Genomic DNA, 23,123 nt, shown 5'->3' on the forward strand with positions numbered 1-23,123 from the left:
CCCCGTCCCCCCGTCATTTACAGCCCCCTCCCCCGCTTGATACAATGAGAATGATTCTTATTATTGTTTAAAAGTATCAGCCCAGCCGGGCCGGTCATGCAAGGGGAACGCGATGCCGCTGGCAGAGCCGCTACAACGCCAGGACATCGCGACACTGTATGCCGACCACCACGGCTGGCTGCAGGGCTGGCTGCGCAAGAAACTCGGCAGCACGGCCTGCGCGGCCGACGTGGCGCAGGACACCTTCATGCGCCTGCTCGACCGCGAAGACGCCGTCGCCGCGCGCGAGCCGCGCGCCTTGCTCGCCACCGTCGCGCAGCGCGTGCTGTTCAACCATTACCGCCGCCAGAAACTGGAACAGGCTTACCTCGACGTGCTGGCGCAGCTGCCGCCGCTGCACACGCCATCGCCGGAAGAGCGGGCAATGCTGCTGGCCACCGTGTCTGAACTCGACCGCATGCTCGACGGCTTGCCGCCTCCCGTCAAACGGGCTTTCTTACTGCGCCAGCTCGACGCGGTGCCGCAGGAAGACATCGCGCGCCAGCTCGGCATCTCGCTGGCCACCGTGAAACGCCATCTGCAGCGGGCCACCAGCGCCACCCAGGCGTGGCAGCAGCTGCAAACGCAGCAGGAACACCTGCCGCCCGCCATGCACGCCACCCTGCTGCGCGCCTGCGTGCAAGCGAACGCGCCGCGCCGCCACGCCGTCAAGACCCTGGCCCTGCTGCTGGCCTGCGGCACCTCGCTGTATGCGTTCGAACGCAGCGGCCCATGGCGCGGCTGGACGGCCGACTATCGCACGGGCGTCAACCAGCGCCGCGTCGTGACCCTGGACGATGGCACGCGGCTCACGCTCAACACGCATAGCGCCGTCAATATCGCTTACGACGGCGCGCAGCGCCGCATCGAACTGCTGGCCGGTGAAATCTTCATCGCCACCGGCAAGGAGGCGGCGCGACGGCCCTTCTTCGTCGACACGCCGCATGGCAGCCTGCAGGCGCTGGGCACGCGTTTCACCGTGCGCCTGCACGAACAATACGCCAGCGCCGGCGTGCTCGAAGGAGCCGTCGCCGTGCTGGCCGGCGATGGCGCACGGCGCCTGCTGCTGCGTCCCGGCGAAGCCGCGCATTTCGACGCCACGGGCGCGCACCGCCAGGCGCTGGCGCCCTATGGCGGCGCCTGGCTCGATGGCATGCTGGTGGCGCGCGACATGCGCCTGGCCGATTTCCTCGCCGAGCTGTCGCGCTATAGCGAGCATCCGCTGGCCTGCGCGCCGGCCAGCGCCGGCCTGCGCGTGTCCGGTTCCTACCCGCTGGCCGACGTCAATGCCATCCTCGACGCCGTCGGCGCCAGCCTGCAACTGCGGCGCAATACCGTGACGCGCTTCTGGGGCCATCAGGTGGTGCGCATCGAACTGGCGGCCCACTGAAAAATATTTTCTGCAAAGTGAGCTGTTTTAGCGTGCTCGCGTGACCTAGAAGACAGGCAGTCTCCATCTCGCGCATCCACGAAAGGTTTTATTCCATGCACCACGCTTCACGTTCCCTCCTGACCCGCACCGTCCTGGCCTGCGCCCTGTCGCAGACCGGCATGGCCCTGGCCCTGCCGGTATCAGCCCAGACGCAAACCCGGCAAGTGCGCAGCTACAGCATCCCCGCAGCTTCCTTGGACGACGTGCTGACGCGCTTCGGCAGCGACAGCGCCATTTTATTGTCGTTCTCCAGCGATACGACGCAAGGCTTGCGCAGCGCCGGCCTGCAGGGCAGCTATGGCGTACAAGACGGTTTCCGCGTGCTGCTGGCCGGCAGCGGCCTGCAAGCCGTGCCGCAATCGAATGGCGGCTACCTGCTGCAAAAGATCCCCGCCAGCGCCAGCGCACCCACGGCGGACAGCCGTGGCGTGGCCGTCATGAGCGGCGTCACCGTGGTCGCGGCGGCCGAGCGCAGCGCCGCCACCAGCGGCACCGGCAGCTATACGGGCGGCCCCGCCAGCGGCGCCACGGGCCTGGCCTTGAGCCAGCGCGAAACGCCGCAATCGCTGACCATCGTCACGCGCCAGCAGATGGATGACCAGAACAGCAACGCCGTCTCCGACGTCATGAAGAACGTCAATGGCGTGAGCGTGCAAAACTACGACAGCGACCGCTGGAGCTTCCAGGCGCGCGGCTTTGCCGTCACCAATTTCCAGTACGACGGCGTGTCGGCCATCTATGACGGTGTCTACGACTGGGGCACGACCAATAGCGACATGGCCATCTACGACCGCATCGAAGTGCTGAAGGGAGCGACGGGCCTGATGAGCGGCGCTGGCGACCCATCGGCCACCGTCAACATGGTGCGCAAGCGCCCCACCGCCCACTTCGAAGGCGCGGCCACCCTGGGCGCGGGATCGTGGGACAACTACCGCGGCGAAGCCGATATCTCCGGCCCCCTGAACGACAGCCGCACGGTGCGCGGCCGCCTGGTGGGCGCCTACCAGGACAAGCACTCCTACCTGGACCGCTACACGCAGCAGAAATCGGTCGCCTACGGCATCATCGAGGCCGACCTGACACCCGTCACCCTGCTGACGGCCGGCTTCACGCACCAGGATTACAAGCCGCGCGGCTCGACCTGGACGGGCTTCCCCGTTCTGCTGTCCGACGGCACGCGCACGGATTTTCCCACCTCGTGGAACCCGGCCACGGACTGGAGCCGCCGCGACATGCGCAACACCACGCTGTTCACGTCGCTCGAACATACGTTCGCCAACGCGTGGACACTGAAATTGAGCGCCAACCAACTGCGCAGCAAGCATGACAGCGTGCTCGGTTCGGCCAGCGGCGGCAATCCCGACCCCGCCACGGGCGCAGGCGCGTTTTTCTTCATGGGCAAATACAAGGGCGACCGCCGCCAGACCACCGTCAACGTCGACGCCAGCGGCCCGTTTACCGCGTTTGGCCGCCGGCATGAAGCGATGCTCGGCTACTCCACCTCGACGGCGAAGCAGGATGGTCCCGTCTACGAATCCGTCTATCCGCCCGTCGAAGGCAGTTATTTCGACTGGCGTGGCCAGTACGCGGAACCGGCGTTCAAGCGCCTGGGCAACGATGACGACAGCACGCGCCAGAGCGGCCTGTATGGCGCCGTGCGCCTGCATCCGCTGGACGCGCTGTCGGTGATTCTCGGCGCGCGCGTCAGCGATTACAAGCAGGAGCAGGACCGCACTTTCTTCGACGCCGGCACCGCGCGCATCACCTCGCGCATCGAGGAAAACGAGGTCATCACGCCGTATGCGGGCGTCGTGTATGACCTCGACAAGACGTATTCCGTGTTCGGCAGCTACACGAGCATCTTCGCGCCGCAAAGCAGCCGCGACATCAACCGCAACTTCCTCGCCCCCGTGCGCGGCAAGGGCGTGGAAGCGGGTGTGAAGGCCGAATACCTCGATGGCAAGGTCAATGCCAGCGCGTCCCTGTTCCATATCCGTCAAAGCAATGTGGCCAGCCCTGTGAGCGAAGTCAACGGTGAGGTAATGTATAGAGCCATCGACGGCGTCACCAGCCGCGGCGTGGAAATGGAAGTGACGGGCGAAGTGCTGCAGGATGTGAAGCTGAGCGCCGGCTACACCTATACCCACGTGCGCGACGCGGATGGCAAGGACGTGTTTTCCACCATGCTGCAAACGACGCAGCCTGCCCACCTGGTGCGCGTGCAAGGCACGTGGCGCCTGCCGGCCAGCCTGGACAAGCTGACCGTCGGTGGCGGCATCAACTGGCAAAGCAGCTACGACGGCAATATCTGGAACCCCGCCATCGAGGACAATTCACGCATCAAGCAGGGCGGCTACGCGCTGCTCAACCTGATGGCCCGCTACGAGATCAGCAGGAACGTCACGGCCAGCGTCAACGTGAACAACCTGCTGGACAAGCAGTACTTCACGGGCCTCGGCCTGTTCCAGACGGGCTTCTACGGCGAACCGCGCAATGTGATGTTCACCGTGCGCACGAAGTTCTAACGCGAAGTTCCAGCTAAGCGCCGTACAGCGCCAGCGCCCACGCCGGCGGGCGCAGTTCCAGCGCCAGGGGCAGGTAAGCGGGATCGAAGCGGGCCGCCAGCAGATACACATTGGCGGCGCCCGTCGGCTCCCAATTCCCCGTAAAGCCTTTTTCGCCGGCCGCCACGCGCTTGCGGTCGAAGGGCACGGCGCTTTTCGCGAACTCCTCGTGCGTCTTTCTGCCTTGCGCGTACGGCGCCAGCCAGGCCAGCGCCTCGGCCAGGCGCCGCGCCTCCGGCGCGCCATACCAGTCGTCGCCATGCGCCTGCGCCATCAGCGCCGTCGTCAGCAGCGGCTCCAGGCTGTAGGTGGCGTAGTGCAGGGCGTCGCGCTGCTCGAAGTCGAAAGGCACGCCGCCGGCGCCGATATTGCGCGGCACGTGCGCCAGGAAGCGCTCCTTCGCCCGCGCGACCAGCAAGGCGTCGCCCGTGACATACGCGGCGGCCGTGCCGATCTTGATGCGGTGGCTATGCCAGTTGTTGCGCGCCGTGGACGGGCCGCCCACCTTGATGGGATCGCTCAGATACCCCTGCGCCAGGGTGCGGCAAAACGCCTGTACCTGCTCGCGCTCGACGCCGCTCAAGCGTTCCTGCATCAGGTCAAAACCCGCCAGCAGGCTGGCCAGCTCCGTCTCGTCGACGGGACTGAACGAGGGCTGGTAGCCGCCGCTCCAGGCCAGCAGCAGCTGGCGCGCCGCCTCGAAATGCGCCATCTCGCCCGATAATCGCCAGGCCAGCGCCTGCAAGCGCACCTGGCGCCAGTCCTCCTGCGCCTGCTGGCTGGTCTCGCGCCCGCCCTCTCCCTTCAGCAAGCCGCCCGTGCGCACTTCGGCCATCAGGTGCACGGGGCGCGCCGCATCCTTGCGCGCCGCCTTGACCACCTGTTCGGCAACGGCAGGCGCCACCCGCGCCTTGAGCGTGCGGGCGCGCGCGGCGGACGTCAGCGCAAACGGCAAGGTGCCCTCGTGCGGGCGCGGCGCCGCGCGCACGCCGGCCAGGGGCAGCGCCAGCAGGCCGGCCAGCACGGCGCGCCGGCGCGTCAGGAACGTGTTCAAAACCGCGTCTCCCGCGCCGCGCGCAAAAAGTTATCGAGGATGGGCGTGCAATCGAGCAGCTCGACGCCGCCCGCCGAATGGAATTCCGGGTGCCACTGCAAACCCATGACGAAGCGCGCCCGCTGGTAGCGGATGGCTTCGACGATGTTGTCGCCCTGCGAATACGCTTCCACCGTGATGTCGCGCCCCAGGTCCTTCACCGACTGGTGGTGGATGGAATTGACGAGCGCCTCGCCCGCCTTCGGGAACATGCCAGCCAGGGACGAGCCTTGCGGGAAGACGACGGTATGGCGGTGGCGGTCATACAGGTCGTTGACGTGCGAGGTGGCGCCCGCCACGTCCGAGGCGATGTCCTGGTACAGGGTGCCGCCGAAGCCCACGTTGATGAGCTGGCAGCCGCGGCAAATGCCCAGCACGGGCTTGCCCGCGTCGACGAATTCGTGCAGCAGCTCCAGCTCGTACAGGTCGCGCGCGCGGTCGCCATTCCATTCGGGCCGCGTGGCCGCCTCGGAATACGTCTGCGGCGACACGTCGGCGCCGCCCTGCAGCACCAGCCCGTCCAGGTGGCGCGCATAGTGGCGCAGAGTGATGTTACTCGGGTGTAGCTGGCCGCTGGTATTGACCGTCGGGATCATGAACACCAGCACGTCGCGCGACATGACCCACTGTGCGATCGACTCTTCCAGGTATTGCAGGTTCTTGCTGCGCAGGCCAGTGGCGCCCGGCTCCGGGTGAAAAATGCGCGCCGAGATGCCGATGCGCAGCGTGCGCCGCATGAAATCGCGGCTGGCCTTGTCGCGCATGGAGCGGTAGCGCGACGAGATCACCCGCCAAGCCAGCGCCAGCGGCGTATCGTTATCCTTCAGGTAGCGCGGCGCAGCATCGCGCGCGCGGTGCTCATCATCGGGCGCCCGGCGGCCCACCCGGTCGGGCCGCGATGGCGCTGGCGCGGCCGGATCGATGGAAGGGGGAAGCTGGGGATCTTTTTCGTCTGACATGGCGGAGCTGACTGAAAGCGGAGACGTTTTCAATATAAACCCCTGCCCCGGAAAGCACGATTCAATTTTGTAACAAAAGCCCACGCGCGGCGCATCCGCGCAACACGCCCGCACATACGGCCCGTTTACGCCCGCTGCCCTGCTTTTTAGAGAATCTTTACGCCCCCGCTGCTAATCTTGAACGTACCTCAACCACCGCTGCAAAGCCACCATGGAACCCCATTCACGCCTGCAAACGCATCAAGCGCATCAAGCACTGCCCCACCGCCATCCCCGCCTGCCCACCTTCCTCATGCACATCACGGTCGACAAGGCCTGCCTGGCCGAGCTGCGCCAGCTGGTCGTGCGGACCTGCGGCGGCATGCTGTCGTTCATGCGCGTCGAGGCGGTCGACCACGCCGAACGCATGAAGGTCTGGCTGTGCGTGACGGAACCGGCCCTGCGCCTGACCATGGATGCCGTCATGCGCCTGCTGCCGGCGGCGGAGTTTGGCCGCATCAGCCAGGGGAAATCGCTATGAACCAGTATGCCTGCGACCAGGCGATGTCTTCCTCGCGCATCACCGCCCACTTCCAGGGCATCTGGGTGCCGATGGTCACGCCCTTCCACGATGGCGATGGCGACATCGACTTCGACGCCGCCCAGCAACTGGCGTGCGAGCTGGCCGCCAGCGGCGTCGATGGCCTGGTGGTGTGCGGCACCACGGGCGAAGCGGCCATGCTGAGCGCCGCCGAACAGACCATGCTGCTCGATAGCGTGCTCGAAGCCGTCGGCCCCCGCTTTCCCGTCGTGATGGGCATCGGCGGCAGCGATACGCGCGCCGTCGTCGCCACGGTGCAGCGCTACAACGACCATCCGCTGGCCGGCCTGCTGGTCTCCGCGCCGTCGTATGTGCGCCCCTCGCAGGACGGCATCGTGCGCCACTTCCAGGCCATCGCGGCCGCCACCGACCAGTCCATCGTGCTGTACAACGTGCCGGCGCGCACGGGCGTCAACATCGAACCGCAAACGGCCGCGCTGCTGGCGCGCGACTCGCACTTCGTCGCCATCAAGGAAGCGGGCGGCAAGCTGCAGCAGCTGGGCGAACTGCTGCTCGACACGCGCCTGGACGTCCTGTGCGGCGACGATGCACTGCTGCTGGCCAGCCTGTCCATGGGCGGCCACGGCGCCATGTCGGCCGCCGCCCAGGTGCGCCCCGACCTGTATGCGCAGTTGTACCACCTCGTCAGGCAGGGCCGCCACGGCGCCGCCGGCGCCCTGTTCAAGACCATGCTGCCCCTCATCCGCCTGCTGTTTGCCGAACCGAATCCCGCTCCCGTGAAAGCGGCGCTGGCCATGCAGGGCAAGGTGCGCGACGCATTGCGCCTGCCGATGACGCCCATGTCCGCCGCCGGCCAGGCCGCCCTGGGCGCGGCGCTCCAACCCCTGATGGAACTGCCCGTATGGAGCGCCAGCGACAGGGATGCGCCGCGCGAAGGCTGCCTGCTGCAGCTGGTCTCCCCCGCCAACATCATGCCAGCCGTGCGCCAAGATGATCATCGCCATCACGGATGAACGCGGGGGCATGGAGAAATCCATCCTGGCCGGGCGGCTGGCCGCCTCGCGCGCGCTGGCCGGACGCAAGGTATTGCTGCTCGATGCCGATCCGCGCCAGGGCGCCATGGCGCAAGCCAGGAACCTGCACGACGGCGCCATGCACGGCAGCCTGACGCGGCCGCGCCTGATGGCGCGCGCCATCAGCGCCAAGGGCTTGCAGCCCGAGCTCGAGCACCTGGTGCACTGCTACCACGACATCGTCATCGACAGCGAAGGCCGCGACTCCATGGGCAGCCGTTCGGCCCTGATCGCCGCGCGCGTGCTGGTGGTGCCGCTCGATGGTGTCGTCGATGGCGCCGCGCAGGCCGGCCTGGCGCGCCGCATCGCGCATGCGCGCAGCGTCAATCCTGGCCTGCGCGTGCTGCTGGCAACGGACGCGCAAGCGGCGCCCGCCCATGCGCTGGCCGCGCAGATTCCGTCCGCCCACGTGGTCGGCTTCGGACAACTGTACTGCGCCGTCTTCAACCTGCCAGGGTAAGTACGCAAAAAAAGGCGGCGCATGCGCCGCCTCTTCTTTCAGTCAAATCAGTCCATTAAAACGTCTTGCTGACCGTCAGCTGCAACGCCGTCTTGCCCATGAATTTGCCATTCACGGGCGAGGCATAGGCCGACTTGTCCGCGTTCGTGCCGATCACGGCCAGCGCGCCCGAAACAACGCCGAAGTCGCGCGTGACGCCCACTTTCCAGTCCGTATAGCTGGCCGCGTCGTTGTTCCTGACCTTCTGGTGGCCAGCGTGCAGGTTGCCGCTCCAGCCGTTCGTCAGGTCGATGGTCGCACCGATGTCCAGGTAGCCGCTGTTCTTGCTGTTGACGATGCCGAACAGGTTGGAGACGGCGTGCGAATACTTGACGTAGGCGGGACCGTACGACAGCTGGCCGTAGACTTCCTGGGTGTCCGCGTTGGCCAGGCCGACATTCTTCAAGCCGTTGTCCGCATACACGTAAGCGAGCACGCCCACGTCATAGCCGATATCGCCGGTCAGCTGGCCGCGCTTGCCCGCATACAGGTCCACTTCCACGTCGCCGCTGCCGCCCGCGTCCTTGGTCCACTTGATGGTGGAGGCCCAGGCACCCGCATACAGGCCCGTCGGGTTGTTGACGTAATCGACGCCGCCCTGCAGCGCCGGCTTCAAACGCGTCTGCGAAATGCCGCGGTAGCGGTAGTCGGACACGCCGGCCACGTTGAAACTGACTTCGTTGTCGGGCTTGGCCTCGTCCGCGTGAGCCAGGCTGCCGGTAAAGGCGGTCGCGACGGCAAGTGCAAGTAACATTTTATTCATGGTTTTTTCTTCTTCATGGGTGGTATGGGCCTTTGCCAACATGGCGCAGCTGGCCCGCCGCTGCAAAAAATAGGGTAAAGCGTCCCCCTGGCGCGCGCGGCGCCTGTTTTCCAACAGGGGATGAACAGGTGTTAGAGCGGCAGCAGCAGCCGGTAGCCGACGGCCGTTTCCGTCAGCAGGTACTGCGGCTGGGCCGGATCGGCTTCCAGCTTCTGGCGCAGGTGGCCCATGTAGATGCGCAGGTAGTGGCCGTTTTCGCTGTTCGACGGCCCCCACACTTCGCGCAGCAGTTGCGGATTCGTGACCACCCTGCCCGCGTTCTTCACCAGCACCGACAGCAGGCGGAATTCCGTCGGCGTCATGTGCACCAGCTGCTTGTTGCGCGTCACCAGGCGGTCCTTCAGGTCGACGCGCACGTCGCCGAACTGCACCACGCCATCATCGCTGGCGGCGGGCTGGCGCTGGCGGCGCAGGGTGGCGCGCACGCGGGCCAGCAGTTCGCCCACGCCGAACGGCTTGCTCAGATAGTCGTCGGCGCCCGCGTCGAGCGCGCGTATCTTGTCCTGCTCGTCGACCCGCGCCGACAGCACGATGATGGGCACGGCCGACCATTTGCGGATGTCGGCGATGAAATCGATGCCGTCGCCGTCGGGCAAACCGAGGTCCAGCACGATCAAGTCGGGCCGGCGCGTGCCGGCATCGATCAGGCCCCGCTGCATGGTGGCCGATTCGAAAATCTGCCAGCCCTCGTCTTCCAGCGCGGCGCGCACGAAGCGGCGGATTTGCGGCTCATCCTCGACCAGCAAGGCGGTGGCGGAAGGTTCGTTCATGATGTTTTTCCTGTTTCATGGTCATTGGCGTCATCGCGCTCGATCTCGGGCGGCGCCGGGGGCGTGCCGAGCGGCAGGCTGAAGACGATGGCGGCGCCCTGTCCCGGCGTGTGCGGCTGCGCGTGGATGGTGCCGCCGTGGGCTTCGACGATGGCGCGGCAAATGGCCAGCCCCAGGCCGACACCCGGCTTGTTCGATTCGCGCTCGCCGCGCGTGAATTTTTCAAAGATGGCTTCTTCGCGGCCGGGCGGCAAGCCCGGCCCATCATCAGCCACCGTCACCTGCAGGAACTGGCCGTGCACCCCGGCCGCGACCGTGATGGTGCTGCCGGGCGGCGTGTACTTGGCCGCGTTTTCCAACAGGTTGCACAGCACGCGCTCGATCAACACGGCGTCGTAGCGCACCAGCGGCAAGTCCGGCGCCAGCTGCGTCTGCACGGCGTGCTGCTGCAATTGCGGGCCGCTGGCGCGCAGCGCGCTGCCCACCACTTCTTCCAGCGCCTGCCATTGCAGGTTCAGGCGCACCTGGCCGCTTTCGATGCGCGCCATGTCCAGCAAATTCGCCACCAGGGCGCTCATGCGCACGGTTTCGGACTGCAGCGAACGCGCCATGTCCAGCTGCGCGGGAGACAGCGCCGGTTTCGACAAGGCCAGCGATTCGGCCAGTCCCACCAGCGACGTCAGTGGCGTGCGCAAGTCGTGCGACAGGGCCGCCAGCAGCGAATTGCGCAAGCGCTCGGACTCCATCTGCAGCAGCGCGCCCTGGGCCACGTCGATGTAATGCACGCGTTCGAGCGCGATGGCCGCCAGCGCGGCAAAGGTATCGAGGTGCTGGCGCTGTTCCGGCACCAGCAGCCAGCGCCCCCGCTGCGCGCCATCGAGCGGCAGCAGCGCCAGCACGCCACGCGTGCGCATCGGTGCGATCAGCGGCAGGTAGAAAATGGGCGAAGCCGGCAAGGTGTCCGTGCCCGTCCCCGCCGCCTGGGCATGGTCGAAGGCCCACTGCGCGATGCCGATGTCGAGCGGCTCGCCGCCATTCGGGGCCTGCAAGCTGCCTTCGTCATCGGGCAGCAGCAAGGTGGCGCGCGCGCGGAACGCCCGTTCGATGGCGCTTTTCGTGATGTCGAAAATCTGTTCCGTCTGCAGCACGCCGGACAGCTCGCGCGAGAATTCATACAGGGCGCGGGCGCGCGCTTCGCGGTGCGAGGCCACGCGCGCCTGGAAGCGCAGGCCGGCCGTCAGGTGGCCCGTGATCAGTCCCACGGCCAGCATCACGCCAAAGGTGATCACATACTGGAAATCGCCCACGGCAAACGAGAAGCGCGGCGGCACGAAGATGAAATCGAAGCTGGCCACGCCCACCAGGCTGGCCAGCGCCGCCGGCCCGCGCCCCAGGCGCACGGCCACCAGCACCACCGTCAGCAAGGACAGCATGGCGATATTGGCCAGGTCCAGATAGGGTTGCAGGGGAACCGAGGCGAGGGCCGTGGCCAGGCTGGCGCCGGCGGCCAGGATGTAGCGCCAATGGCGCGACGGCCGGCGCGGCGCCTCCGTCTCTTCGCCGGCTGCGCGCCGGGGCGCAGCATCGGCTGGCGGCAAGCCGACCTCGATCAGATCGATATCGGGCGCCAGGCTGGCCATGCGCGCAGCCGGCGGCGCATGCCACAGGCGCGCCAGCGCGCCGGCGCGGCCACGCCCGACGATGACTTTCGAGATATTCGCGCTGCGCGCATACTCGACCACGGCGCCGGCGATGTCGGCGGACGGCACAATGGCGGTGCGCGCGCCCAGGTCCTGCGCCAGTTTCAGGGTTTTCAGGATGCGCTCGCGCTGGCTCGCCGGCAGGCGCTGCAAACGCGGCGTTTCCACGTACAGCGCGTGCCATTCCGCGTTCAGCTGGCTGGCCAGGCGCGCCGTGCTGCGGATCACGTGCTCGCCGCCCGCGTGCGGTCCCACGCAGGCCAGCAGCGCGGCGCCCGTCTTCCACACGGGATTGATGGATTTTTCGACGCGGTAGGCTTGCACGTCGTCCTGCACCCGGTCCGCCGTGCGGCGCAAGGCCAGTTCGCGCAGGGCGATCAGGTTCCCCTTGCGGAAAAAATGCTGCGAGGCCCGCTCGGCCTGCAGCGGCTGATACACCTTGCCCTGCTTCAGGCGGCGCAGCAGTTCATCGGCGGGGATATCGACCAGCACCACTTCATCGGCGCGGTCGAACACCGTGTCGGGCAGCGTTTCGGCCACGCGCACGCCGGTGATCCCCCCCACCACGTCGTTCAGGCTTTCCAGGTGCTGCACGTTGACGGTCGACAGCACGTCGATGCCGGCCGCCAGCAATTCCTCGACATCCTGCCAGCGCTTCGGATGGCGCGAACCGGCCACGTTCGAATGGGCCAGTTCATCCATCAGTATCAGCGCCGGCGCGCGCCGCAGCGCTTCGTCCAGGTCGAACTCGTACAAGGTCTTGCCGCGGTACTCGATGGCCTTCAGGGGCAGCACGGGCAAGCCGTCAAGCTGGGCCGCCGTATCCTGCCGCCCATGCGTCTCCACCACGCCCACCAGCAAGTCCTGGCCATCGGCCAGCAATTTGCGGGCGGCCGCCAGCATCGCGTAGGTCTTGCCGACGCCGGCCGAGGCGCCGAAATAAATGCGCAACCGGCCGCGCGCGGCTTTCTTTTCCTGCGCCTGCACTTGCGCCAGCAGGGCATCAGGGTCGGGGCGTTGGCTGTCGTTGGGGAGCATGGGCATCTTTTAATGTCAAAACCAGGGGCAAAACCGGCGGCTCCGCCCCTGCATCATCTTACTTCGCGGCTGCATCCAACGCCAGATTCAGTTCCAGCACATTCACGCGTGGTTCGCCGAAAAAGCCGATATACGCGGTTTTCTGCACCTTGGCGATGGCGTTTTCCACTTGCGCCAGCGGCACGGCGCGCACGCGGGCCACGCGCGGCGCCTGGTACAGGGCGCCCGCCAGGCTGATTTCCGGGTCCAGGCCGCTGCTCGACGCCGTCACCAGGTCGACGGGGATCGGGTTGCGGTTGCCAGGATCGGCAGCCTGCAGGGCTGCGATGCGCGCCTTGACGGCGTCCACCAGGGCCGGATTGGTCGGTCCCTGGTTCGAACCGCCCGAACCGGCGCCGTTGTTCGCCATCGGCGCGGTGGCCGATGGACGGCCCCAGAAATACTTGGGCGAGGTGAAGGACTGGCCGATCAGGGTGGAGCCGACGGGCTTGCCACCACGCTCGACGATGCTGCCGTTGACTTCATCGTTGAAGGCCAGCTGCCCGATGCCGGCCGTGGCAAACGGATAGACGACGCCGCAGATCACGGTCAGCGCGGCAAACAGGACCAGGGCGGGACGTACGATAGTGCTCATGATGGTTCCTTTAGACTAAATTGAGTGCGGACAGCAGCATGTCGATCAGCTTGATCCCGACGAAGGGCAGGACGATGCCGCCCAGGCCGTAGATCAGCAGGTTGCGGCGCAACAGGCTGGCCGCGCCGATGGCCCGGTATTGCACGCCCTTCAACGCCAGCGGAATCAGCACGACGATGATCAAGGCATTGAAGATCACGGCCGACATGATGGCCGAGGCAGGGCTGGCCAGGTGCATGATGTCGAGCGCCTTTAACTGCGGATAGGTGCCCACGAAGGCGGCCGGGATGATGGCGAAGTACTTGGCGATGTCGTTCGAGATCGAGAACGTCGTCAGCGAACCGCGCGTCATCAGCATCTGCTTGCCGATTTCAACGATTTCCAGCAGCTTGGTGGGGTTCGAATCCAGGTCGACCATATTGCCCGCCTCCTTCGCCGCCTGCGTGCCCGAATTCATGGCCACGGCCACGTCGGCCTGCGCCAGCGCCGGTGCGTCGTTGGTGCCGTCGCCCGTCATCGCCACCAGGCGGCCTTCGGACTGGTAGCTGCGAATCAGTTTCAGCTTGTCTTCCGGCGTCGCCTCGGCGAGGAAATCGTCCACGCCCGCTTCGGCGGCAATCGCCGCGGCCGTCAGCTTGTTGTCGCCCGTGATCATCACGGTCTTGATGCCCATGCGGCGCAATTCCGCGAAGCGCTCCTTGATGCCGCCCTTGACGATATCCTTCAGCTCCACGGCGCCCATGACGCGGCCGTCGTCGACCACCACCAGCGGCGTGCTGCCGCGGCGCGCGATGTCGTCGACGGCGCGCCCCACCTCGGCCGGATACGGCTGGCCCAGCGCTTCCACGTACTTCTTCATGGAGTCGGCCGCGCCCTTGCGCAGCTGGCGCACCTGCTGCTCGCCCGGAATGTCCACGCCGCTCATGCGCGTTTGCGCCGTGAAGGGCACGAAGGTGGCGTGCAGGCTGGCCATCTCGCGTTCGCGGATGTTGAACTTCTGCTTGGCCAGCACGACGATGCTGCGCCCTTCCGGCGTTTCATCGGCCAGGGAGGCCAGTTGCGCCGCATCGGCCAGCTGCTGCTCCGTCACGCCGGGCGCCGGCACGAAGCTCGATGCCTGGCGGTTGCCCAGGGTGATGGTGCCGGTTTTATCGAGCAGCAGCACGTCCACGTCGCCGGCCGCTTCGACGGCGCGGCCCGAGGTGGCGATCACATTGGCTTGCATCATGCGGCTCATGCCGGCCACGCCGATGGCCGACAGCAGGCCGCCGATGGTGGTCGGAATCAGACACACGAGCAGCGCGATCAGCACGGTGATCGTCACCGGCGTGCCACTGCCGGCCGCCGCCACGGAAAACAGCGAGTACGGCAGCAGGGTCACGGTGACGATCAGGAACACGATCGACAGGGCCACGAGCAAAATCGTCAGGGCGATCTCGTTCGGCGTCTTCTGGCGCTTGGCGCCTTCGACCATGGCGATCATGCGGTCGATGAAGGCTTCGCCGGGGTTGACGGAGACTCGCACCAGCAGCCAGTCCGACAGCACGCGGGTGCCGCCCGTGACGGCGGAAAAGTCGCCGCCCGACTCGCGGATGACGGGCGCCGATTCGCCCGTGATGGCGCTTTCGTCGACGGAGGCCACGCCGGCCGTCACTTCGCCGTCGGCGGGAATCACGTCACCCGCCTCGACCAGCACCGTCATGCCCTTGCGCAGGTCGGTGGCCGGCGTGGGCAGCCAGGACGTGCCGTATTTCGGCGTTTGCATTTTCTTCGCCATCACCGTCTGCTTCAGGGCGCGCAGCGAGGCCGCCTGCGCCTTGCTGCGGCCCTCGGCCAGCGCTTCGGCGAAGTTCGCGAACAGCACGGTAAACCACAGCCACACGGCGACGGCGACGATGAAGCCGAATGGCGCTTCACCCTGGCCACCGCTGATCCCGGCCTGGGTCGCCAGCAGGGTGGTGATGATGCTGCCCACGTAGACGACGAACATCACGGGGCTGCGCCACTGCGTGCGGGGGTCGAGTTTTTTGAACGCATCGACGATGGCGGGGCCAATCAGTGCGGAATCGAACAAAGTCAGGCTTGTGCGTGACATGGTAGCCTCTTATTTGATGAAAAGTTGCAGGTGTTCGACGATCGGGCCCAGGGCCAGCGCGGGAACGTAATTGAGCACGCCGACGAGCACGACGACGCCGATCAGCAGGCCGATGAACATGGGGCCGTGCGTGGGCATGGTGCCGGCATTGGCCGACAGGCGCTGCTTGGCCGCCAGCGAACCGGCCACCGCCAGCACGGGCACGATCACGCCGAAACGGCCGAACCACATGGCGATCGCCAGCATCACGTTATAGAACGGCGTGTTGGCGGACAGGCCGGCGAACGCGCTGCCGTTGTTGTTGGCGGCCGACGTGAAGGCGTACAGGATTTCCGAGAAACCGTGCGCGCCCGGATTGGCCACGCCGATCTGGCCCGGTTCGACCATCACGGCGATCGCCGTGCCCGTCAACACGAGGGCCGGCGTGATCAGGATGGCCAGCGACACCATCTTCATTTCATAAGCCTGGATTTTCTTGCCCAGGTATTCAGGCGTGCGGCCTATCATCAGGCCGGCGATGAAGACGGCCAGGATGGCGAACATCAGCATGCCGTACAGGCCCGTGCCGACGCCGCCGAAGATCACTTCGCCGAACTGCATCAGCAGCAGCGGCACCATGCCGCCCAGGGGCATGTAGGAATCGTGCATGGAATTGACGGCGCCGCACGATGCCGCCGTCGTCACCGCCGCGAACAGGGTCGAGGAGCTGATGCCGAAGCGCGTTTCCTTGCCCTCCATATTGCCGCCCGATTGCAGGCTGCTGGCCTGCTGGTCCACGCCCAGCGCTTGCAAGGCGGGGCTGGCTTGCTGCTCGGCGCTCATCACGCCGGCCGTCATGACGACGAAGATCAGGCTCATCGCGGCCAGCACGGCCCAGCCCTGGCGCAGGTCGCCCACCATGCGGCCGAACGTGAAGCACAGGCCGGCGGGAATGATGAAGATGGCCAGCATCTGCAGGAAGTTCGACAGCACGGTGGGGTTTTCGTACGGGTGCGAGGAATTGGCATTGAAGAAGCCGCCGCCATTCGTGCCCAGCAGCTTGATCGATTCCTGCGACGCGACGGGGCCCATGGCGATCGTCTGCGTCGTCGCCACTTGCGCTTCCATCACGGGCTTGCCGGCCGCATCGAGCACGGGCTGGCCGTCGGCCGTCACTTTCGGCGTTTCATAGGCCACGTGGTCGAGCAGGGTCACTTCCTTGTAGGCGGAAAAATTCTGGATCATGCCCTCGCCCATGAAGACGACGGACAGGGCCAGCGACAGGGGCAGCAGGATGTACAGGGTCGAGCGCACCAGGTCGACCCAGAAATTGCCGATCGACTTGCCCGAGCGCGAAGCGAAGCCGCGCACCAGCGCGAAGATCACGGCGATGCCGGTGGCCGCCGAAAAGAAGTTCTGGCAGGCCATGCCCAGCATCTGGGTCAGGTAGCTCATGGTCTGCTCGCCGCCGTAGCCCTGCCAGTTGGTGTTGGCGACGAAGCTGACGGTGGTGTTGAACGAGGAATCGGGGCTGACGGCGCCCAGGCCCTGCGGATTCAAGGGCAAGAAGCCCTGCAGGCGCTGCAGGCCGTAGACGAAGACGGCGCCCACGGTATTGAAGACGATCAGGGCGATGGCATAGCTTTTCCAGCCCATGGCCTTGTCGGCGGGCAGGCCGGACCAGCGGTACAGCACGTTTTCCAGCTTTTGCAGCCAGCCCAGGCCGCGCACGGGGCCATCGCCGGCCACCCTGGCCATGTACAGGCCCAGCGGATAGCCGGCGGCCAGCAGCACGGCCAGGAAGGCCACCAATAACAATATCGATTGCGTCGTCATCACAGTTCCTCCGCCTTCAGCAGCGCGACCAGCAGGTACACGAGCAGGCCAGCCGAGACGACGGCGCCCAGCACATAAAACGCGTTCATTTGACGCTCCCTAATTTGTCGCAGGCGACGGCAAAGCCGGCCGCCAGGACGAAAAACACGGCAATCAAGCCGAGATACACGAGATCCATTCCCACCCTCACACAGGTTTGTTTTGATAGTGAGCAGATTAGCCAAAAGGGTCTAAAAAATTCGTAAAGACTGGGGAGTCGCTTGTAAACAAGATGTAAAAACGGGGGCTTTACCGCATAAAATCCTTCACAATGGGCGCCAAAGCTCGCGCGCGGCGCACTGTTGTTGCCTTGGAGTAGCGCTATTGCTCGCGGGACAAGATAGAATGCGCGAGCGTCCGCACAAGGATGCCTAGCCTGCCGCACTGCCCTCCCCCAGTGACGCTGGACGGGATATACTGTATATTCATACAGCTATCGCCGCCGCTGTCATTGCGCCCCGCAGTGCCCTGGCCTGGCGTTCCAACCACTGTCTTTACTTAGCTTGAACACGTATGGCCACTAAAAAACCAGCATCCGACTACAGCGAATCATCCATCCGTGTCCTGAAAGGACTGGAACCCGTCAAGCAGCGCCCGGGGATGTACACCCGCACTGAAAATCCGCTGCACATCATTCAGGAAGTGATCGACAATGCCTCCGACGAGGCGCTGGGCGGTCATTGCACGCATATCGCCGTGACGCAAAACACGGATGGCAGCATCACCGTCGAAGACAATGGCCGCGGCATTCCCGTCGGCCTGCACCCGGAAGAAGGCGTGCCGACGGTGGAAATCGTGTTTACGCGGCTGCACGCGGGCGGCAAGTTCGACAAGGGTTCGGGCGGCGCCTACGCGTTCTCGGGCGGCTTGCACGGCGTCGGCGTGTCCGTCACCAATGCGCTGTCCTCGCGCCTGGAAATCACCGTCTGGCGCAAGGAAAGCGACGGCAACGGCTTGCACCACATGGTGTTTGCCAACGGCGACGTGATCGAGCCCCTGAGTTCCCGCCCCGCCCCGCGCGACGGCAAAAAGTCGGGCACGCGCGTCACCGCCTGGCCTGACCCCAAGTATTTTGATTCGCCCAACATTTCGCAAACGGAGCTGCAACGCCTGCTGCGCTCGAAAGCCGTGCTGCTGCCGGGCGTCACCGTCACGCTGACCAACGCGAAGACGGGCGACACGCAGACCTGGCAGTATGCGGAAGGCTTGCGCGGCTACCTGACCGAAACGCTGGCGCAGGTATCGAATGGCGAAACCCTGATTCCCCTGTTCGAAGGCGCGCAATACGCGGGGCCGGACTCGGAAGGCTTTGCCGAAGGCGAAGGCGCGGCCTGGGTGGTGGCGTGGACGGAAGAAGGCGCCATCGTGCGCGAATCGTATGTCAACCTGATTCCCACCTCGAACGGCGGCACGCACGAATCGGGCTTGCGCGACGGCCTGTTCGGCGCCGTGAAAAACTTCGTCGAGATGCACTCGCTGCTGCCGAAAGGCGTCAAATTGCTGCCGGAAGACGTGTTCGCGCGCGCCTCGTTCGTGCTGTCGGCCAAGGTGCTGGACCCGCAATTCCAGGGCCAGATCAAGGAACGCCTGAACTCGCGCGACGCCGTGCGCCTCGTCTCGACCTTCACAAAGCCGCCGCTGGAACTGTGGCTGAACCAGCACGTCGACTACGGCAAGAAGCTGGCCGAGCTCGTGATCAAGCAGGCGCAGTCGCGCCAGCGCTCGCTGCAAAAGGTGGAAAAGAAAAAATCCTCGGGCGTGGCCGTCCTGCCGGGCAAGCTGACCGACTGCGAATCGTCGGACACCGCGCGCAATGAACTGTTCCTCGTCGAGGGCGACTCGGCGGGCGGTTCGGCCAAGATGGGCCGCGACAAGGAATTCCAGGCGATTTTGCCCCTGCGCGGCAAGGTGTTGAACTCGTGGGAAACGGACCGCGACCGCCTGTTCGCCAATAACGAGATCCATGACATCGCCGTGGCCATCGGCGTCGATCCGCACAGCGTGGGCGACTCGCCCGACCTGTCCGGTCTGCGCTACGGCAAGATCTGCATCCTGTCGGATGCGGACGTGGACGGCTCGCACATCCAGGTACTGCTGCTGACGCTCTTCTTCAAGCACTTCCCGGCGCTGATCAACAAGGGCCACATCTGCATCGCCCGCCCGCCCCTGTACCGCGTGGACGCGCCGGCGCGCGGCAAGAAGCCGATGCAGAAAATCTACGCGCTCGACGACGGCGAACTGCTCGCCATCGAGGACAAGCTGCGCAAGGAAGGCGTGAAACAGGGTGCCTGGTCGATCTCGCGCTTCAAGGGCCTGGGCGAGATGAACGCCGAGCAGCTGTGGGAAACGACGATGAACCCGGACACGCGCCGCCTGCTGCCCGTCACCTTGGGCGAAGTCGACCACATGACCTCGGCTTCGCGCTTCAATATGTTGATGGGCAAGGGCGAAGCGGCCGGACGCCGCGCCTGGATCGAAGAACACGGCAATGAGGCGGAGGCGGATATCTGATGATCATCGGCATCGACCTGGGCACCACCAACAGCCTGGTCGCCATCTGGCGCGACGGCAAGGCTGCCATCATTCCGAATGCGCTCGGCGAACACCTGACGCCGTCGTGCGTGAGCATCGATGACGACGGCACCGTGCTGGTGGGCCGCGCCGCGCGCGAGCGCCTGCAGACGCACCCGCAGCTGACGGCGGCCGTCTTCAAGCGCTACATGGGCAGCGAAAAGAAGATCACCCTCGGCACGCAGCAATTCCGTCCGGAAGAGCTGTCGTCGATGGTGCTGCGCGCGCTGAAGGAGGATGCCGAAGCCTTCCTGGGCCACAAGGTCGAGGAAGCCATCATCACCGTGCCCGCGTATTTCAGCGATGCGCAGCGCAAGGCCACGCGCATCGCCGGCCAGCTGGCGGGCCTGCGCGTGGAGCGCCTGCTGAACGAGCCGACGGCCGCCGCGCTGGCCTACGGCATCCGCGACAAGGAGCAGGAAAGCAAATTCCTCGTCTTCGACCTGGGCGGCGGCACGTTTGACGTGTCGATCCTGGAACTGTTCGAAGGGGTGATGGAAGTGCGCGCCTCGGCCGGCGACAATTTCCTGGGCGGCGAAGACTTCGTCACCGTGCTGGTCGACGCCTTTATGGAAGGCAGCGGCTTGCGCGACGCCGTCGGCAGCCGCCTGCTCGACCCGCGCCAGCAGCAGCTGCTGCGCGATGAGGCCGAGCGCGTCAAGCGCCTGCTGTCGGACCAGCCGTCCGTGCGCATGGCCACGCGCTACCAGGACAAGGAATACAGCTGGGAGATCAGCGAAGACAGGCTGGCGCAGCTGTGCGAACCGCTGCTGGCCCGTTTGCGCCTGCCCGTGGAACGGGCGCTGCGCGACGCCACCATCCGCGCCGCGGAATTGAATGAAGTGGTGCTGGCCGGCGGCGCCACGCGCATGCCGCTGGTGCGCAAGCTCGTCTCGCGCATGTTCGGCCGCTTCCCCGCCATCCACCTGGACCCGGACGAAGCCGTGGCGCTGGGCGCCGCCGTGCAGGCGGGCCTCAAGATGCGCGACTCCGCCCTCGACGAAGTGGTCATGACGGACGTGGCGCCGTATTCGCTGGGCATTTCGATTTCGCGCCAGGTCGGCGCGAACCAGTATGAAGGCGGACATTACCTGCCCATCATCGAGCGCAACTCCGTGGTGCCCGTCTCGCGCACGGAAAACATCACCACCATCTACGACAACCAGAAGGAAATCAACGTGGCGATCTTCCAGGGCGAGTCGCGCCTGGTGGCCGACAACGTCTTCCTCGGCAAGATCAGCTTCCCGATACCCGCGAAAAAGGCGGGCGAGGTCGGCATCGACGTGCGCTTCACCTATGACGTCAGCGGCGTGCTGGAAGCGGAAGTGACGGTGCTGGCCACGCAGGAAAAGCACAAGATGATCATCAGCGACAACGCGGGCGTGATGACGCCGGAACAGATCGAGCAGCGCTTTGCGGAACTGGCCGACCTGAAGATCCATCCGCGCGAGCAAATGGAAAACCGCACCCTGGTCACGCGCGCCGACCGCCTGTACGAACAGTCGCTGGGCGACGTGCGCCAGTACCTGGCGGCGCACACGGCCAATTTCCAGGCCGCGCTGGAGACGCAGGATCCGAACACCATACGGCAAGCGCGTACGGCGTTTGCGGAGGTGCTCAAAGAGATAGAAAGTGACAGTTTCCTGTGATGGGTAGCGAGACGCTGGATATCTGGCAAGTCCTGGGCATCGCAGAGACGTGCGATGAACGGGACATCAGGCGCGCCTATGCGCGCCAGTTAAAGCTGAACCGTCCTGAAGACGGTGCGGCCGCCTTCCAGCGCCTGCGCGATGCCTATGAGTATGCGCTGCGCATCGCCGCGCACAGCCAGGAACAGCAGGCGCCTGAAGTATCCGCCCCCCCGGCCACAGCGCCCGCACCAGCCCCGCTGGCAGCTGGCAAGATCGACTTTGGCAAAACGCCGCCAGCGGCATCGCCTGCCATGACAGCCGCCCCCCGGAAAGAAGCGCAGATCCTGTGGCGGGAATGGCTGGCCTCCGGCAACGGCATCAAGCTGTCGACGCTGGAAAAGCGCGAAGCGATGACCCACCTCGCCGTACGCGAGGAATTTGAACTCCTGGCCCTGCGCTACTGCGCCACGGCCGCGTGTCAAGACGCCACTCGTGGCCGCTTCATCGAGCACTACCAGTGGGACCAGCGGCTGCCGCAATTGCGCAAAATGGATGCGGAAGCGGCACGCGGCCTGGTCGGGCGCCAGAATGCGACGGCTTCGCTGGCCTATTTGCGCAGCAGCGGAGAGCACGACGCATGCCTCGATCTGCTGATGGCAGCACCGCCGGCATCCGCATTCTGTCTGCACGATGTGCGATTAACGCGGACCCTGCTGGCACTCATCGAGGGCATACGCGCGCATCATGGCGACCTGCTGGCCTACAAGATCGATCCCGTGTCGATCACCTGGTGGGAGCGCAAGGCGCGCGCCAAAAAATACTTCGGCGGTACCGCCATACGTTCCGCAGTGACCGGCCTCGCCATCTACGGGCTCGCGCTGTTCATGCATGAGCGCTGGGGTTTCTTCGGCATCGACTCCTTTTATGCGACTTTCTTCGTACTGTCACAGCTGCTATCCTTCTCCGCCTACGCCGCATACGCCTTTTACCGCCCTGCCGCGCTGATTGAGCGGATGGCGCAATTCAGGCAGCAGCACTTCGGCGTCTATCTGCAGTACCGGCATCGGCACCTGTGGCAATTCGGCTGGGTGTATGCCTATGCCGGGCTGTCGCTGCTGCTGTTTATCAACCATCCATCGCCGATGCTGGTCTCCGGCGCCACGCTCCTGCTTGCCGTCTGCGCGCTAGTGGCCGTATTTGCTTCCTCGGCGCACTTCAAGCTGCGCGCCTATCTGCTCTTGCTGCCGATTGCCTCGCTGCTGGCCTGGATGATGCGGGAAACCGGCTTCGACGCCTTTCCTGCCGGCGCCTGTTTTGCTTTCAGCCTGTGCCTGCTGATACTGCTGGCGCGCAGCGGCGCGCAACTGTATCAAGCCCTGGGCTTGCCAAAGGCGTGGCACCACCGCTTGCGCATCACCTGGCTGCTGGGTGGCACCTTGCTGTTTTTTGTCGCGGCGGCGGGCGTGCTGCCGGCCGGCCTGGCCCCGGTGCTGGCCTGGCTCTGGTGCCTGGCCGGTGTGCCGCTGTACGCATTCACGATGCCCAATATTTCCCGCCACCTGGTATGGCCAGCCCTGCTGCTGGTCAAGATCACGCTGGTATCGAGTACCTCCTTTTTTGCCAATTTGCCCGATGCCCGCCTGATACTGCCGCAAGCCCTGCTGCCACTCATCGCCATGCTAATCCTGGCCAATCTGTTCTATGAAAACCAGCAAGAAAACGTCCATGCCTGAACGCGCCCCCATGCCCAAGCAAGCCACTTCACCCGACCTGTCCCGGAACGGGAGCGACGTCTGATGGACGGCGG

17 protein-coding genes are annotated in these 23,123 nt (G+C 65.7%); 8 read left to right on the plus strand and 9 right to left on the minus strand.

Annotation, left to right across the window (positions count from 1 at the left end):
- The first annotated feature begins 112 nt into the window (after positions 1 to 112).
- Both J0O65_RS28345 and J0O65_RS00010 read left to right on the plus strand, forming a co-directional pair.
- Positions 113 to 1,429, plus strand: a complete 1,317-nt coding sequence (locus tag J0O65_RS28345) for a sigma-70 family RNA polymerase sigma factor (protein WP_215402914.1) — start codon at positions 113 to 115, stop codon at positions 1,427 to 1,429.
- A 95-nt stretch (positions 1,430 to 1,524) separates the two neighbouring features.
- Positions 1,525 to 3,996, plus strand: coding sequence for a TonB-dependent siderophore receptor (locus tag J0O65_RS00010; protein WP_215402916.1), 2,472 nt, complete (start codon positions 1,525 to 1,527; stop codon positions 3,994 to 3,996).
- Between the two features lie 13 nt (positions 3,997 to 4,009).
- Here the strand turns inward: J0O65_RS00010 and J0O65_RS00015 are convergent, their stop codons facing one another.
- Both J0O65_RS00015 and J0O65_RS00020 read right to left on the minus strand, forming a co-directional pair.
- A complete protein-coding gene (locus J0O65_RS00015) occupies positions 4,010 to 5,089 on the minus strand; it encodes an alginate lyase family protein (RefSeq protein ID WP_215402918.1) in 1,080 nt (359 codons plus the stop codon).
- Complete coding sequence (locus J0O65_RS00020) at positions 5,086 to 6,087, minus strand: gamma-glutamyl-gamma-aminobutyrate hydrolase family protein (protein ID WP_215402920.1); 1,002 nt, start codon at positions 6,085 to 6,087, stop codon at positions 5,086 to 5,088. Before J0O65_RS00020 ends, J0O65_RS00015 begins: the two co-directional genes overlap by 4 nt.
- A 211-nt stretch (positions 6,088 to 6,298) precedes the next feature.
- Between J0O65_RS00020 and J0O65_RS00025 the strand changes: the two genes are divergently transcribed.
- The 3 genes from J0O65_RS00025 to J0O65_RS00035 are packed head-to-tail and all read left to right on the plus strand — an operon-like array spanning position 6,299 to position 8,161.
- The gene (locus J0O65_RS00025) at positions 6,299 to 6,607 is read left to right on the plus strand and encodes a hypothetical protein (protein WP_233515995.1); all 309 of its coding nucleotides are present in this window, start codon (positions 6,299 to 6,301) and stop codon (positions 6,605 to 6,607) included.
- On the plus strand, positions 6,604 to 7,641 hold the full coding sequence (gene dapA, locus J0O65_RS00030) for a 4-hydroxy-tetrahydrodipicolinate synthase (RefSeq protein ID WP_215402922.1): 1,038 nt from the start codon (positions 6,604 to 6,606) through the stop codon (positions 7,639 to 7,641). Before J0O65_RS00025 ends, dapA begins: the two co-directional genes overlap by 4 nt.
- Positions 7,642 to 7,651: 10 nt before the next feature.
- Complete coding sequence (locus tag J0O65_RS00035; RefSeq protein ID WP_251373200.1) at positions 7,652 to 8,161, plus strand: P-loop NTPase family protein; 510 nt, start codon at positions 7,652 to 7,654, stop codon at positions 8,159 to 8,161.
- A gap of 55 nt (positions 8,162 to 8,216) precedes the next feature.
- On the opposite strand, the gene J0O65_RS00040 is transcribed toward J0O65_RS00035, so the two are convergent.
- The 7 genes from J0O65_RS00040 to kdpF all read right to left on the minus strand — a co-directional run bounded on the left by J0O65_RS00040 (position 8,217) and on the right by kdpF (position 17,164).
- Positions 8,217 to 8,963, minus strand: coding sequence for a TorF family putative porin (locus tag J0O65_RS00040; protein WP_215402926.1), 747 nt, complete (start codon positions 8,961 to 8,963; stop codon positions 8,217 to 8,219).
- Between the two features lie 131 nt (positions 8,964 to 9,094).
- The gene (gene kdpE / locus J0O65_RS00045; RefSeq protein WP_215402928.1) at positions 9,095 to 9,793 is read right to left on the minus strand and encodes a two-component system response regulator KdpE; all 699 of its coding nucleotides are present in this window, start codon (positions 9,791 to 9,793) and stop codon (positions 9,095 to 9,097) included.
- A complete protein-coding gene (locus J0O65_RS00050) occupies positions 9,790 to 12,531 on the minus strand; it encodes a DUF4118 domain-containing protein (protein ID WP_215402930.1) in 2,742 nt (913 codons plus the stop codon). Before J0O65_RS00050 ends, kdpE begins: the two co-directional genes overlap by 4 nt.
- A 58-nt stretch (positions 12,532 to 12,589) precedes the next feature.
- The gene (gene kdpC, locus J0O65_RS00055) at positions 12,590 to 13,165 is read right to left on the minus strand and encodes a potassium-transporting ATPase subunit KdpC (RefSeq protein WP_152253167.1); all 576 of its coding nucleotides are present in this window, start codon (positions 13,163 to 13,165) and stop codon (positions 12,590 to 12,592) included.
- Between the two features lie 10 nt (positions 13,166 to 13,175).
- The gene (gene kdpB, locus J0O65_RS00060) at positions 13,176 to 15,260 is read right to left on the minus strand and encodes a potassium-transporting ATPase subunit KdpB (RefSeq protein WP_215402932.1); all 2,085 of its coding nucleotides are present in this window, start codon (positions 15,258 to 15,260) and stop codon (positions 13,176 to 13,178) included.
- Between the two features lie 9 nt (positions 15,261 to 15,269).
- On the minus strand, positions 15,270 to 17,075 hold the full coding sequence (kdpA, locus tag J0O65_RS00065; protein WP_215402934.1) for a potassium-transporting ATPase subunit KdpA: 1,806 nt from the start codon (positions 17,073 to 17,075) through the stop codon (positions 15,270 to 15,272).
- Positions 17,075 to 17,164, minus strand: a complete 90-nt coding sequence (gene kdpF, locus J0O65_RS00070) for a K(+)-transporting ATPase subunit F (protein WP_034746483.1) — start codon at positions 17,162 to 17,164, stop codon at positions 17,075 to 17,077. The genes kdpA and kdpF overlap by 1 nt, the downstream gene beginning before the upstream one ends.
- A 463-nt stretch (positions 17,165 to 17,627) precedes the next feature.
- On the opposite strand from kdpF, the gene J0O65_RS00075 reads away from it, so the two are divergent.
- The 3 genes from J0O65_RS00075 to J0O65_RS00085 are packed head-to-tail and all read left to right on the plus strand — an operon-like array spanning position 17,628 to position 23,049.
- Positions 17,628 to 19,625, plus strand: a complete 1,998-nt coding sequence (locus tag J0O65_RS00075; RefSeq protein WP_215402936.1) for a DNA topoisomerase IV subunit B — start codon at positions 17,628 to 17,630, stop codon at positions 19,623 to 19,625.
- Positions 19,625 to 21,334 (plus strand): molecular chaperone HscC, encoded by a 1,710-nt coding sequence (locus J0O65_RS00080; protein WP_285896765.1) that lies wholly within the window; start codon positions 19,625 to 19,627, stop codon positions 21,332 to 21,334. Before J0O65_RS00075 ends, J0O65_RS00080 begins: the two co-directional genes overlap by 1 nt.
- A complete protein-coding gene (locus J0O65_RS00085; protein WP_215402938.1) occupies positions 21,331 to 23,049 on the plus strand; it encodes a J domain-containing protein in 1,719 nt (572 codons plus the stop codon). Before J0O65_RS00080 ends, J0O65_RS00085 begins: the two co-directional genes overlap by 4 nt.
- Positions 23,050 to 23,123 lie beyond the last annotated feature (74 nt).

Origin of the sequence: Janthinobacterium sp. JC611 (assembly GCF_018682595.1) — a bacterium.
Lineage (GTDB): Bacteria > Pseudomonadota > Gammaproteobacteria > Burkholderiales > Burkholderiaceae_D > Janthinobacterium.